16 protein-coding genes are annotated in these 12,067 nt (G+C 73.7%); all 16 read right to left on the reverse strand.

Annotation, left to right across the window (positions count from 1 at the left end; all coding sequences use genetic code 11):
* Positions 1-84: 84 nt before the first annotated feature.
* The 16 genes from ACWCXH_RS35770 to ACWCXH_RS35845 all read right to left on the reverse strand — a co-directional run bounded on the left by ACWCXH_RS35770 (position 85) and on the right by ACWCXH_RS35845 (position 11,916).
* Positions 85-834 (reverse strand): hypothetical protein, encoded by a 750-nt coding sequence (locus ACWCXH_RS35770; RefSeq protein ID WP_449805677.1) that lies wholly within the window; start codon positions 832-834, stop codon positions 85-87.
* A 129-nt stretch (positions 835-963) separates the two neighbouring features.
* Entirely contained in the window at positions 964-1,227 is a 264-nt protein-coding gene (locus tag ACWCXH_RS35775) for a hypothetical protein (protein ID WP_449805678.1), read from the reverse strand.
* Between the two features lie 127 nt (positions 1,228-1,354).
* Positions 1,355-1,588 (reverse strand): hypothetical protein, encoded by a 234-nt coding sequence (locus ACWCXH_RS35780; protein ID WP_449805679.1) that lies wholly within the window; start codon positions 1,586-1,588, stop codon positions 1,355-1,357.
* Between the two features lie 30 nt (positions 1,589-1,618).
* On the reverse strand, positions 1,619-2,260 hold the full coding sequence (locus ACWCXH_RS35785; protein WP_449805680.1) for a hypothetical protein: 642 nt from the start codon (positions 2,258-2,260) through the stop codon (positions 1,619-1,621).
* A gap of 142 nt (positions 2,261-2,402) precedes the next feature.
* Positions 2,403-2,876 (reverse strand): hypothetical protein, encoded by a 474-nt coding sequence (locus ACWCXH_RS35790; protein WP_449805681.1) that lies wholly within the window; start codon positions 2,874-2,876, stop codon positions 2,403-2,405.
* Between the two features lie 91 nt (positions 2,877-2,967).
* Positions 2,968-5,079, reverse strand: a complete 2,112-nt coding sequence (locus tag ACWCXH_RS35795) for a hypothetical protein (RefSeq protein ID WP_449805682.1) — start codon at positions 5,077-5,079, stop codon at positions 2,968-2,970.
* A 27-nt stretch (positions 5,080-5,106) separates the two neighbouring features.
* Positions 5,107-5,319, reverse strand: a complete 213-nt coding sequence (locus ACWCXH_RS35800) for a hypothetical protein (protein ID WP_449805683.1) — start codon at positions 5,317-5,319, stop codon at positions 5,107-5,109.
* The gene (locus ACWCXH_RS35805) at positions 5,316-5,690 is read right to left on the reverse strand and encodes a hypothetical protein (protein WP_449805684.1); all 375 of its coding nucleotides are present in this window, start codon (positions 5,688-5,690) and stop codon (positions 5,316-5,318) included. The genes ACWCXH_RS35800 and ACWCXH_RS35805 overlap by 4 nt, the downstream gene beginning before the upstream one ends.
* A gap of 38 nt (positions 5,691-5,728) precedes the next feature.
* Positions 5,729-6,862: a hypothetical protein gene (locus ACWCXH_RS35810; RefSeq protein ID WP_449805685.1), complete on the reverse strand. Its 1,134-nt coding sequence runs from the start codon at positions 6,860-6,862 to the stop codon at positions 5,729-5,731.
* A gap of 17 nt (positions 6,863-6,879) precedes the next feature.
* Entirely contained in the window at positions 6,880-7,419 is a 540-nt protein-coding gene (locus ACWCXH_RS35815; protein WP_449805686.1) for a hypothetical protein, read from the reverse strand.
* A 206-nt stretch (positions 7,420-7,625) separates the two neighbouring features.
* Positions 7,626-8,243 carry a GIY-YIG nuclease family protein gene (locus ACWCXH_RS35820; RefSeq protein ID WP_449805687.1) on the reverse strand — a complete coding sequence of 206 codons (618 nt, stop codon included), beginning with the start codon at positions 8,241-8,243 and terminating at the stop codon, positions 7,626-7,628.
* Entirely contained in the window at positions 8,240-8,509 is a 270-nt protein-coding gene (locus tag ACWCXH_RS35825) for a hypothetical protein (protein ID WP_449805688.1), read from the reverse strand. Before ACWCXH_RS35825 ends, ACWCXH_RS35820 begins: the two co-directional genes overlap by 4 nt.
* A gap of 144 nt (positions 8,510-8,653) precedes the next feature.
* Positions 8,654-10,369, reverse strand: a complete 1,716-nt coding sequence (locus tag ACWCXH_RS35830) for a DUF2637 domain-containing protein (protein WP_449805689.1) — start codon at positions 10,367-10,369, stop codon at positions 8,654-8,656.
* 133 nt (positions 10,370-10,502) lie between these two features.
* Positions 10,503-11,093, reverse strand: a complete 591-nt coding sequence (locus ACWCXH_RS35835) for a hypothetical protein (protein ID WP_449805690.1) — start codon at positions 11,091-11,093, stop codon at positions 10,503-10,505.
* Between the two features lie 106 nt (positions 11,094-11,199).
* Positions 11,200-11,478 carry a WhiB family transcriptional regulator gene (locus tag ACWCXH_RS35840; RefSeq protein ID WP_449805691.1) on the reverse strand — a complete coding sequence of 93 codons (279 nt, stop codon included), beginning with the start codon at positions 11,476-11,478 and terminating at the stop codon, positions 11,200-11,202.
* A gap of 18 nt (positions 11,479-11,496) precedes the next feature.
* On the reverse strand, positions 11,497-11,916 hold the full coding sequence (locus ACWCXH_RS35845) for a hypothetical protein (RefSeq protein ID WP_449805692.1): 420 nt from the start codon (positions 11,914-11,916) through the stop codon (positions 11,497-11,499).
* Positions 11,917-12,067: the final 151 nt, after the last annotated feature.

The raw sequence follows: 12,067 nt of genomic DNA on the forward strand, positions 1-12,067 counted from the left end.
GGCGGGTCTTCCTTCCGGTGCGGCGGTACGGGACACGGACGGGCCAGGCTGCCCTGCTGTGGGGCGGCCCGGCGAACAGGGGACTCAGGGGTGCTGGTGGCCGTCGTCGCCGGTGAGGCGGCGGCCGTTGATGTCGACCTGGAGCTGCTGGACGTCGACGACGACGGCCTCGATGCGCGGCTCGGGCACCTCGACGGTGACCGGGACGACCGGCGCGGGGGCGGCCGGCGCGGCGGGGGGCTCGTTGATGACGGTGGTGTGGGTGGTGATCCAGGAGCCGGTCAGGGCGAGAGCGGCGAGGACGCCCCACGCGAGGGCCGCCAGGCCGGCGGCGACCGGCTGGCCGGGACCCTCGGTGCCGGACCACACCATGGCGACGGTCAGCGCGCCGAAGACCAGGGCGCCGAGCTGGACGCCGACGGTGGCGCCCTGGCGCAGCGCCCGAATCAGGATCAGGGCGCCGGCCAGGCCCCAGAAGGTGAACAGGGTCCGTGCTCCGGCGGGCAGGCCCGCGGAGTGCACCTGCAGGTAGTGGTAGATCGGGTCGTTGACGGTGTGCCACACGCGCCCGGCCGGGACGGTGGAGTGCTCGGGCTGCGCGATCCACTGGAGGGCGTGGAGCACGTAGGGGCCGACTGCGAGGACGAGCACGGTCAACAGGAGCAGCGCGAAGCAGGCGATCGCGATGGTCGCGGCCGTGCTGGGCTCGCCGTACACGTTGCGGATCACCCAGCGGGGGTGGCGGCGGGGGGTGTGCCAGATCAGGTCAGGGGCCTCGGTGTCCGGGGCCGCGGTGGTCTGGTCGAGCAGGGGGTTGGGCTGGGGCTGGTTCACGGCGGTCTCCTTGCGTTCTTCGGGCCGGTGTCAGTGGGCGGCCTGTCCCCGGACGCGCGGCCGCCCGCCCGGCCGGGTGTGGCGGGGCGGGCGGAGGCGGGCTGGGGGCGAGGCCGGTTGGTTGGTCTGTCAGCCGCGCCGCTCGAAGCAGGCCAGGCAGTTCTGCGGCTGCGGTTCGACGCTCGACATGTCCCAGTCCATGTAGAGGTGGCGGGAGCAGAAGTAGCCGCCGCAGCCGTCCTCGGGGGTACCGGGCGCGCTGCCGCACAGGTAGGCCAGGCCGCGGTCGATCTGTTCGGTGCAGCCGTCCTGCTCGCAGACGGTCTCGACGCCGTACCCGGCCTCGATCTGCTCGCCGTCAGGGCGGGTGACGGTGTAGTAGGCGTTGCCCATCGGTGCCTCCAGGCGATCGTGGTGTCGGCCGGTCGGCCGGTCCCGCCCCCGGACACGCGGCCGCCCGCCCGGCCGGTGTTCGGCGGGGCGGGCGGGCGTGGCCGGAGGCGAGGCCGGTCGGCCGGGCTCAGTGGCCCTCGGCGGCGGCGTGGTGCCGGGCCTCGGCTTCGGCGTCGGCGGCTGCGAGGAGTCGCTGGACGGCGGGGTTCTCGCGCCAGGTGCACCAGTCCGGTCCGGGGTCCGGGTCGTGCGTCGGCGGTTCGGCGCCGGTGGGCAGGTAGACGCTGGGCAGGTCGTCGTCCTCCCACAGCGGGGCGGGGCGGCGGTTCAGGAACTGAATGAGACGGCGGGCGGCGTTCATAGGCGTCTCCTCCGGTCGGGTGTGGTCGTGTCAGCCGTTGTTGTTGGTGATGGAGCCGCGCCAGCCGGCGGACTGCCGGCCGATGTTGGTCTGGTGGGTGCGGTGGACCAGGGCCAGGACGGTGCCGGTCGCGCTCGCGCCCTCGCCGGTGGCGTTCGCGCTCGCCCCGGTGGTGGAGGCGCCGGCGGTGACGGAGCGGAGCTTGCCGAGCAGGCCACAGACGCCGAGGACGACCAGGCCGACGAGGATCGCCGCCATCTTGAGGAGGTGGCCGAGCTGGTCGGCGTGCGGGGCGACCTCGCCGACGGCGGCGCCGAGCATCCACACCGCGCCGGACGCGGCCAGGGAGGCGATGGAGCCGTAGAGGACGTACTGCCGCACGGCGAGCGGCAGGCCCTGCTCGACGGCGGGCTGCGTTAGGGCGGCGGGCTGCGCGGCCTCGTCCGGGGTCTGCTGTACGGCGGGTGTCGGAGTGTAGACGGGAACCACGATGACCTTGCCGTCGACCAGGGCGGGGATCAGGGCGGGCGTCGTGGCGCGCGGCTGGAGCGGCACCGCTACGACCCGGCCCTCCCAGACGGCCGGGACGTAGCCGGGCTCCAGCAGGTAGGCGTTGAGGTCGACCGCCACGTCCGGGGAGGCGGCGTGGGGGGTCTCGTAGACGCTGCTCACGGCAGCCTCCTTCGGGTGTGGGAGCGGGCGGGAACGGGGCTGTGCGGGCGCCGCGGCGCCTTCTGAGGCCGCCGGGCCCGACTGGTGGCGCGCGGGTCCGGCGGCCCCCGGAGAGGCCGGGAGACGAGGTTGTGAGGCTTGGTCAGTCCTCGGTGTGGGGGCGGCTGGTGAGCTGGGTGACGGCGCCGTCGTAGAAGCGGCGGCGCAGGGTGATCGGCCAGATGTCCAGGCTGGTGTCGCACACGGCGAGGACGGTCTCGACGCCCGTCTTGCGGCCGACGGTGGCGAGGAACTGGAGCAGGCCGGCCGCCTCGGTGTCGCGCAGGACGGGCTCGGCGCCGTCGATGACGACCTGGATGCGGGGCTCGGCCGTGGTCGGCTCGTGCTCGCGGCCGCGGCCGAGGCGCTGGCCGGCAATGGCGGCGGCCTCGGCGAGCAGCTGCACGGCCTGGTCGCCGGTCACGGTGCGGTCGGCGCCGGAGAGGCGGCCGCGGCGCTCGATGCCCCAGACGGCGACGCCCGGGCCGGCGGCGAGCTTCTCGGCTGCGATCAGCTGCTCGATGGTGCGGGTCTTGCCGGAGCCGTTGGGGCCGACGATCAGGTGAGTGACGGGCATGGGGTGCCTTCTCTCCGGTGTGTGCGGACGGTTGTGCCCGCCGCCCGGGTGTCGGGCGGCGGGCACGGGTGACGGTGGCGGTGCTGGGTGGTCAGGCGGCGGCCATGGCCGTGAGCGAGCCCCAGGCGCCGTGACCGAGGTCGATGACCTCGCCCTTGTCGGCGGCGCGCTTGAGGGTGGAGGACACGGTGGACATCGGCATCTTGAGCTGGGCGGCGATGATGCCGGTGGTGGCCTGCTCCTCACGCTCGAGGAACGCGAGGATCGCCTTCTTCTTGTCTCCGCGGGCCGGGGTGCTGCCCGTGGCGGTGGTGTCGGTGACCAGCTGGTCGAAGGAGACGGCCGGGGCGGACACCTTGGCGAAGGACACCTTCGCCGGAGCGACGGTCCCGGTGCCCTTCTTCTGCGGCTTGCCCTTGGCCGCGGGCTTGGCGTCGCTGACGGCCCCCTCGGTGTTCTCGGTGACGCCGGGGACGGCCGGGAGCTCACCGCGGCGGCGGGCCACCAGGCGGTCGCGCCACTCGGTGTAGGCGGGGCCGACGTGCTCGGCCGCCTCCGCCGAGATGACAGCGGGGGCACCGCGCTTGGCCCAGCGGGTGGCGATGCCCGCCCGCTCCGGCGCCCAGCCGCGGAACATCGCCGCGCGCTCCTCGACGCCCTTGAGGTAGCCCATGCCGGAGGTCGGCACGCCGGGCTCGTCCGGCCAGGTGGACGGGATGTCGTTCGGGTCGGCGGGCAGGTTGATGACGTACCCGGCGGAGCGCTCGGTGGTGCGGAACGCGATGTTGTTGCCCGCGGTGAGCGGCTGGCGCAGCTTCGGCGTGCCGAGCGAGTCGAGGGTGGGCAGGTGGGTGACCAGGCGGAGCTTGATGCCGACCTTGCGGCCGAGGATCGCGATGCGCACCGCGTAGTCCAGGGCCTCGGGGTAGTTGCCCCAGACGTCCTGCCACTCGTCGATCGTCACCGCGATGAGCGGCTCCTGCGGGGTGGGGGACCAGTCGGTGTCGCCGTACATCAGGTCGCCGTCCTCGTCCTCCCACACAGTCAGCGCGCTCGCCTTGCTGCGGCGGGTGAGCTCGGTGTCGGCGGCGATCAGCATGGCCATGCACTCGTCCACCCCGGGCGCGAAGTAGGAGAGGTAGTCCTGCCAGAAGCCGAAGGACTTGCCTTCCTGCGGGTCGCCGCCCCAGGAGGTGACCAGGCCGGAGTGCCGCTCGATCGCGAACAGCGAGCGCAGCAGCGCACTCTTGCCGGAGCCGGTGGCACCCGAGATGTGGGTGTGCACGGCGCCCCAGCCGGGCCGCCACATTTGGTACTGCGCCGGGCCGCCGTCGATGTGCAGGCCGAGGCGGGCGATCCCGGTCTTCACGTCCAGGGCCTCCGGGCCGGGGAACACCGGCACGGTCTTGAGCGGGTTCTTGTCGTAGACCAGCAGCTTCGCCTTGTCGGCCGCTCCGCCGGGCACGCCGTCCACCGCGATGGAGGAGATCGGCAGCCCGTACGCGGAGGCGATCATCGTGGTCGCGGCGATCGCCGTGGCGGTGGTCTGCCGGCCGCCGTCCAGCTCGATCAGCGCCTCCCACGCCCCGTCGCCGGTGTCGACGGGGTTGACCAGCTTCGAGCCGGGCAGCGCGCCGCGGGTGGCGACCTTCTCCTCCCAGCGGGCGATCCGCTCCTCCTGGCCGAGCGGCTCGGCGGTGGCGCGGATGCGGCGGCGCCACCACCACGGGATCGCCGTGGCGGGGGTGAGGGCCAGCCACCACAGCCCGGTCATCGGCGCCTCGAACGGGCCGGTGTGGGTGAGCGGCATGACGGTCAGCAGCGCGCCGGCCGCGACCGCAGCCGCGGAGGTCCGGATCAGTTCGGCGCGGCGCATCGGCCGGTTCGGCGGGGTCGGCAGCACCCGGTGCCGGTTCAGGAAGCGGGCGGTGCGGCCGGTGTAGGGCTGCTTGGCCCGCCACGCCCGGGTGGCGAGGACGGCGGCTGGCAGGGCGGCGTCGACGGCGAGCGCGCCGACGATGCCGTGCTGGGCGGCCGTGAGGGCCTGGCCGTAGCCAGCCAGGGCGATCGAGGCGGCGATGGGCGGCAGGTGGCGGCGGTTGCGGTTCAGTCGACGCCAGGCGCCGCGCGCGACGCGGCTTCTGAGCGTGCCGCCTTCGGCGGCCCCGGCCGGGGCGGCGGGGGCGGTCGTGGGCTTCTTCATCACGGCGGTCGTGATTCCTTCCGGGTGTCAGCGGGCGAGCAGGATGAACAGCAGGACGATGACCGGCCCGAACATGCCGAGCAGGTAGATCAGGTCCATGGGGTCGCGGCGCATCGTGCGCCCCCCTTTCCGTGGTCGACGGGTGTTCGGGTACCGGGTGCGGCACCTCGGCCAGGCACCGAACCGCCCGCCCCGCGGCAGGTCGCGGGGCGGGCGGGCGGTGCCTGACCGGGAGGTCACATGCGGTTGTTGTAGGCCTCGCGCTTGGCGGCCGGGACCGGGGCGGAGGCGACCGCCCGGTCGAAACCGCCATGCCGGCGCTCGATGGCCAGCCCGGCGGTGCGGGCCATGCCGTTGAGCTCGATCGCGGAGTTCGCGGCGGCCGCCACCGCCTGTGCCTGGCCGACCAGGGCGCCGCCGACCTGCTGGAAGTCGTTCAGCGTCAGCGGGTCGAAGCCGAGCTCGGTGATGGCGTGGTAGTTGCGCTCCGCCTCGACGACCTTGGCGTTCAGGCGCTCGAAGCGGTCGCGGGCGGCGGCCTCCTCGGCGGCCGTCGCGGACGCCAGCTGCACCAGGTTCTCCTGGATCTGGCTGTAGGTGATCTCTGCCATGCAGGTCCTCGCAGTTCTTCTCGGGTGCTGACCTGTGGTCAGTCGCCGTAGGTGGTGGTCTCGGCCATGTCGACGTCGGAGGCGTTGCGGGCCTCCTGGATGCCGCCGTGGCGGCCCCACACGTTCGCCGACGCCTGGGTCGCATTGCGCTCGGCGAGGTCGGAGGCCCGCAGGTCCTCCTCGCGGGCGCCCTTCAGCTCGGTGAGCTTCTCGACGATCGCGGCGAGCTCGCCGAGCGTCGCCTTGTCGTACTTGGCGGTCGCGGCGGCGTTGTAGGCGTGCTCGGCCTTGGCCCGCAGGTCGGTCAGGCGGGTGACGGCGGCCATCGCGTCGTCCTTCTCCATCCGCGCCCAGCGGGAGAGCTGGGCCAGGTACTGCATCAGGGAGTCGACGCCGGTCACCTCGGTGACCCGCGTCGCGGCGGTGGGCAGGTTGCTCATGCTGCTCCTCGGGGTGCTGGCGGCCCCGCCGGCGGCGGGGGCCGTGGGTGAGGTGCTGCCGTCGTCCTTGACGATCCGCAGGTGCGGACCGCCGTCCGGGGTGGCCGGGGACGGCGGCGCCCCCACCGGCGCGGTGTCGGTGGGGGCGGTCCTGGGGGGCGGCACCGGACGCGATCCGTCGGCGCTGGCGGCCGGCGGACTCTCCGGCGCCGGGGCCGCCGGGGCTGCCGGCGGGTCGGTGGTGACGTGGACGTGCACGGTGGCGTCCGCCTTCGCGGCCGCCTCCGCCGCTTCCTTCGTCTCGGCGATCTTCTCGGCGGGCGGGGCCTTCGGGCCGCCCGTGTTGACCACCTCGTCCTCGACGATCTCGGCGTCGACGATCCCGTCATCGGCCGCCTCCGGCCCGCCGACCCCGGCCGCCTTGTCGGCCTCGGCCTTCGCGCGGGCGGCCTCCCGCTCGGCCTTGGCGGCCTTCACCTTCGCCCGGCGCTCGGAGACCGCCGCCTTGGTCTCCGGCCACGCCTTGCGCCAGCCCTCGATCGCGCCGGAGGTGAAGGTGTAGACGCGGGCCACCGAGTTGATCGCGCCCTCGGCGACCTTGCGGCCGGTGTCCGTACGGTCGATCGGCCCCGGCGGCTTCGGAGTCTTGGTGTGCTTCGCCGCGCTCTCGCGCCCGGCGGTGACCCCTCCGCCCAGCGCGTACGCGAGCGCCATCGCGATCAGCAGCTCCATCGCTGTGTCCCCTTCCTCTACTGCATGCCGAAGGCGGAGGCGACCAGGTGGCCGATGAACCGGGCGACCGCCGTGATCCCGGTGGCGGCGCCCTCGCCGACCTTGCCGGGGATCGCGGTGATGAAGAACGGCATGCAGGCAGCGAGGGCGAGCGTGCGCGGGGCGCACTTGTCGTCCCGGATGTCGATCAGCAGGATCACCGCGGCGCCGAGCGACACCAGCCAGCCCAGCCCGACGCCGACCCAGTCGGTCATCAGGTGCGCCGCCGTGTCGTTGGCCCACGTGGTGCAGGTGGAGATGAGGTGACCCAGGCCGGTGCCGGCCAGCCCGACCCCGCCGGCGGTGAACATCGCGATGTGCAGCCGGGGCATCTCCAACTTCGACAGCGCCCCGTTGATCGCCCCGGAAACGCCGCCGCCGCGGCCGCCGGTGCGGTGACGTCGGCCCATGCCGGCGGTGACGGTCTGCCCGCCGCTGGCGAGCACCTGCATCGCCACCGACAGGGCCATGCTCGCGACGCCGACTCCGGCGCCGACAACAGCCTCGATGACAGCCATGATCGTCCCCTCCCAAGGGGGTGTAGTGGATCACCAAACAGGGGTCGCGGGCCGCCTCGTGACGGCCCGGAAGATCGGGTGCGCCTCGCCTTGCGGTTACGCACCGTGGGCGGGTACTCTCGCGCGCGCCCGTGCGCCCGCCTACGCGTTAGGCGCGTGGAATTCGCCTGCACGCATTCGCATCCATGCGAAATTCGCGATCTCGATTACTCTTCGTGCTCGGTCGCCGGGGCCCAGAAGCCGTGCGCGATGTGCGTCGCCAGGCCGTCCTTCTGCAGCCGGCGAAGCGCCGTCACGACGGTCGAGTGACGGGCCTTCAGCTGATCGACGAGCGTCGCCGTCGTGACCACTCCCCGCTCCTCGAGGAGCGCCAGAATGCGGTCGGGGATGGCGAGTCGAGGTGCCGGCCGCCGCGACGAGCGGGGCCACGGAATGCCGGCCGCTGCCGCCCTGCGGGCACGCGGTCCCAGGCTCATCCGCGGCTGGGTCCGCAGCTTCGCCCGTCTTCCCGGCCTGGCCGTCGAAGGCCCGCCGGCCAGCGCCTGGACGGCCCCGAAGACGATGCTCACCGGGTCGCCGTCACCGAAGTCGAACCACTCGCCGCGCACTCGAAACCGATCGAGGCGCTGGTGAATCCGCAGCTCAAGCGCCCTGTCGCCCTCAGCCGCCCACAGGACCTGCAGAGCGAACGGCGAAGCCCCTTGCAAGGCCCTCAGCCGCAGGGACAGGTCGTTGGTCGTGCCGACCTTCACCGGGCGGAACTGGTCGGACCCGATGACGTACACAACGGAGCGCGGCCGGACCGCGTGCGGCTCGGCGCTCACCACTTCTGACCTGCGAGTTTCGCCGAAATCTGACGCAGGAGAGTGGTGATCTGCATCCACTCCCCGCCCTGCGCCGCCTCCGGCAGCCGATTGATCGTCAACCGCAGGATGTTCCACTCGGCCGCAGCGACGTCCTGCGGCCTCCCGGCCGCCGCTGCCTCGGACCGCAACTGCGCTACATGCGCCTCGACCCGACGTTTCCGCTGCTCACTGCGCTTCTCGGTCCGCTTGCGCCGCCAGGCCGGCGGCTGGACGGTACCGCTCACCGTTCCCTCCCTCATCTCGAACTCAGCGGCCGGCGGCCGCTACGGTGGTGCTCGGCGCTTCGGCGCCTTCGCCGGTCACCAGGGCGATTTCAGCGCCCTGGTGGCCAGCGGAGAGGCCGTGTGCTGGGGTGGTTGGCCCGCTGATCAGGGCCGGTAGCCCTTGGCGAGCAGGTCGGCGGCCTCCTGGCGGTACTCGGAGGCGGTGGCGGAGGAGGAGACCGCCAGCTCGCTCATGATTTCCGCGAGCGGCAGCTGCTCGGCGTCCTGCTCGGGCGTGGCCAGGATCATCCGGGCGACCTTGCGCACCGCCCGCTCGCGCGGCTTCAGCTTGGCGACGTCCTCGGCTTCGACCGCGCGCCGCTCGATTTCGGCGATGGCCCGCCGCGTTTCGGCAGCAGCCCGCTCGGCTTCGGCAGCGGTCTTCTTCGACTCCTCGATGGCGGCGAGAGCGGCCTCTCGGCGCGCTTCCTCCTCCGCCGTCTTGCGGTTCGCTTCGGCGACAGCGCGCCGCGTTTCGGCGGCGGCCTTCTCCTTTTCGGCAGCAGCCGCATCCGCTTCGGCAGTGGCCCGGCGGGCCACGGCGATCGTCTGCGTGTCGATCGCCTGGGCCTCGGCTGCGGCGACCTTGTCGGCCTCCGCCGCCGCCCGGCGCTCCTCGGCCGCGGCCCGCTCCAGCTCCGCCGACTCCAGGTCGAGCTTGGCCGTCGCCTTGCGCTCGATCGCCTCCTGGTGCTCGGCGGCCGCGGTGCGGGCCCGGGCCTCGGCCACCAGCGCCGTCTCCAGCGCCTGCTCCTCCAGCGCGGCGGCCCGCTCGGCCGCCGTGACCTGCGCCCTGGCGTGAGCGCGGGCCTGCCCGGTCTCACCCTCCACCTGGGCGCGCACCGTCTCCACCTGGCCGTCCGCGCGCAGCGCCTCGGCCTGCGCTTTCGCCTCGGCGAGCTTGCGGCGGGTCTCGGCCTCCAGGCGCCGGCGCTCGGCGGCCTCTTCGCGCTCGGCCGCCGCCTGCTCCTGCTCGTCCGGCATCGCGAGCGCCTGGGCGACGGTGTAGCCGTAACGGGCCATCGTCATCGGCAGCAGCTCGTCCTCGGTGGCTTTGCCCAGGTCACCGCCGTGCTTGCGCTTGAGCCACAGCTCGTAGGCGATGAGCTCCTGGTCGCGGCGGACCATCTCCGGGTAGGAGGTGATGCCGTACAGCCGCATCCGGCGGTAGAACCTCGGGGTGTCCCGCGGGGCGAGCAGCCAGCGGTGCAGCGGCACCCGGTCGGCGGCGATCCCGGCCTCCAGCCTGGCCTTCTGGATGACCAGGCGGCGGCCGGCCTCGACCCCGATGACGAACAGGAACGGCATCGCGCCGTGCGCCACCGCCCGCACCGGGTCGGCCTGGATCGAGCCCTGCGAGCTGGCGTTCAGCCAGATCGTCACGCCGGTCATCGTGTGGGCGGCTAGGCGCAGCACCGGCCAGGCGGTGCCCTTGCGGACCAGGTACAGGTCCAGGGCCAGGAACGCCACGATGGAGGCGTCCACGCCGACCGGGAACCACGGTGCGAGCTGCGCGTTGAAGCCCCAGGAGTTGAGGGCGACACCGGACAGCGTGTCGTAGGACATCGCGAATCCGATGGCGCCCACCAGGATCCCGCCGACGGCCGCCACACTCGTCAGGGCGAACATGAGGATCTTCATCGCGCGGCCGGCGCCGGGTGCTCCCGAAGCGGTCGGGGCCGCTTCCGAAACGGTGTCGGGCGCGTCCGAAACGAACTCGGGCGTTGCCGAAGCGGGCCCCAGCGGGAGCGAAACGAAGCCCGGCGGGGACGGGTCGGGATCGGTCGGGGCCGCGTTGCACGGCCAGTCGGTGATGGTCACGATGGCCTCCAGAAGGCTCGGTTCAGGTGGTGCCGAAACGACGGCCGGTGCTCCCGAAACGCGATCACGCGCTGGCGAACCGGCCGCCGCTGCGGGCGAAGGGGAGGCAGCCGGGCCCGAAACGCGGCCTCGGTCAGCGGGTCGGGGCGTTCTGCACTACGGCGAGGGCGAACTCGATCGCCTCGGCCCAGCGGCCCAGCACGTCCGGCTCGCCGGAGGCCTCCACCGCCTGGAGCCGACTGGTGAGCGGGCCGAGGGCGGCCTCCGCGGTGCGGTGCGCCTCGTCGGGGTAGGCGAAGTCGGCCGCCAGGTCGGCGAGCAGCTGGCGGATACCGGTGCTGATCCGCGTCGCCAGCAGACGCTGCGCCTGCCGGTCGACAACCTGCCGCCGGCCGGACCGCAGCACCGTGCTGGTGGCACGAAGCCGGGTCCCCTCGGCGAGCTCCTCGACCAGGACGAGCAGGCCGGCGCGGCCCCGGGCCAGGTCCAGGTGCTCGTGCAGGTCGGCGATCTGGGCAGCCGGGGTCTGCAGGCTGGGGCGCTGGGCGTCGTCGTGCTCGCGCTCGGCGTCGATGGCTTCCACCTGCCGCTGCTTGCGGGCGGTGCGCCAGGCCAGGCGCCGGGTGGGCTCGTTCAGCCAGCGGCCCAGCTCGAGCAGCTGCTCCAGCGGGTCCGCGGTGTGCTGCGTGCCGAGGTGCGAGGCCATCCAGGTCGGCTTGCTCACGGGGTCCTCCTATATAGGGGAGAGGGGGCGGGTGCGTCGGGCACCGTCGAACGCCCCCGCAGCCGGCGGTCCGGGGCGGGGGCGAACGGCAGCAACCGCTGCGGGGTCAGCTGGTGCGGGCGCGGTTGCGGGCGGCGCGGCGCTTCATCGCCCGCCGCTCGTCCTCCGACATGCCGCCCCAGACGCCAGCGTCCTCACCGGTCGTCAGGGCCCAGGTGAGGCAGTCCTCCAGCACCGGGCATCGACGGCAGACCGATCGGGCTTCCTCGATCTGCAGCAGGGCGGGGCCGGTGTTGCCGATCGGGAAGAACAGCTCCGGGTCCTCGTCGCGGCACACCGCGCGCATCCGCCAGTCGGTCTCGGCGGCGGTCGTGGTCGTGGTCATGGTGCGGACTCCTCTCGGTCAGCTGATCTGGGCGGTGCGGGCGAGCTCGTTGAAGGCGGCGACGGTGGCCGGGTGGGCGGCCTCGTCCAGGACGTGGCGCTGCTCCAGGAGCGCGCCGCTGGCGGCCGGGGCGGCGAGCGTGTGCTCGGCCCAGACGGTCAGGGCGGCGGTGCCGGGCTCGGCGAGGACGCGGTCGCGGCGCTCGTCCCAGGCGGTGCAGTGCGTGCGGATCCGGGTCTCGCCCAGGGTGCGCACGCTGATCTGCCAGGGCGACTCGGTCCGGATGGCGAGGACCTCGTACACGTCGTTCCAGTAGCCGCAGCGGTAGATGCCGCCGACCTGCTGCGGGCCGAGCTGGCGGGCGACGTAGCGGCGGTAGGCGGCCTGCTCGCGCCGGGCCTTGACGGTCGATCCGGTGGTGCTGGTGTTCTGCTTCATGACGGCCTCCGGCCGGGAAGTTCACGGGCGCGCCCGCTGCGCCCCGGGCCGGGGTCCGGGGCGGCGGGCCGGCGCAGCAGCGGCAGGGTGGTCGCGACGATGGGCAGGGCGTGGTGGTGGTCGCGGGCGGTGATGTTGTCGCCGCGGTACG

The sequence above is a fragment of the Kitasatospora sp. NPDC001660 genome (assembly GCF_053596725.1).

What these genes read in the sequence shown, in the direction of transcription:
- ACWCXH_RS35775 (WP_449805678.1), bottom strand. Translation starts at nt 1,227, where the DNA reads ATGGGCAACGCCTACTACACCGTCACCCGCCCTGACGGCGAGCAGATC.
- ACWCXH_RS35780 (WP_449805679.1), bottom strand. Translation starts at nt 1,588, where the DNA reads ATGAACGCCGCCCGCCGTCTCATTCAGTTCCTGAACCGCCGCCCCGCC.
- ACWCXH_RS35790 (WP_449805681.1), bottom strand. Translation starts at nt 2,876, where the DNA reads ATGCCCGTCACTCACCTGATCGTCGGCCCCAACGGCTCCGGCAAGACC.
- ACWCXH_RS35795 (WP_449805682.1), bottom strand. Translation starts at nt 5,079, where the DNA reads ATGAAGAAGCCCACGACCGCCCCCGCCGCCCCGGCCGGGGCCGCCGAA.
- ACWCXH_RS35805 (WP_449805684.1), bottom strand. Translation starts at nt 5,690, where the DNA reads ATGGCAGAGATCACCTACAGCCAGATCCAGGAGAACCTGGTGCAGCTG.
- ACWCXH_RS35810 (WP_449805685.1), bottom strand. Translation starts at nt 6,862, where the DNA reads ATGGAGCTGCTGATCGCGATGGCGCTCGCGTACGCGCTGGGCGGAGGG.
- ACWCXH_RS35815 (WP_449805686.1), bottom strand. Translation starts at nt 7,419, where the DNA reads ATGGCTGTCATCGAGGCTGTTGTCGGCGCCGGAGTCGGCGTCGCGAGC.
- ACWCXH_RS35840 (WP_449805691.1), bottom strand. Translation starts at nt 11,478, where the DNA reads ATGACCACGACCACGACCGCCGCCGAGACCGACTGGCGGATGCGCGCG.
- ACWCXH_RS35845 (WP_449805692.1), bottom strand. Translation starts at nt 11,916, where the DNA reads ATGAAGCAGAACACCAGCACCACCGGATCGACCGTCAAGGCCCGGCGC.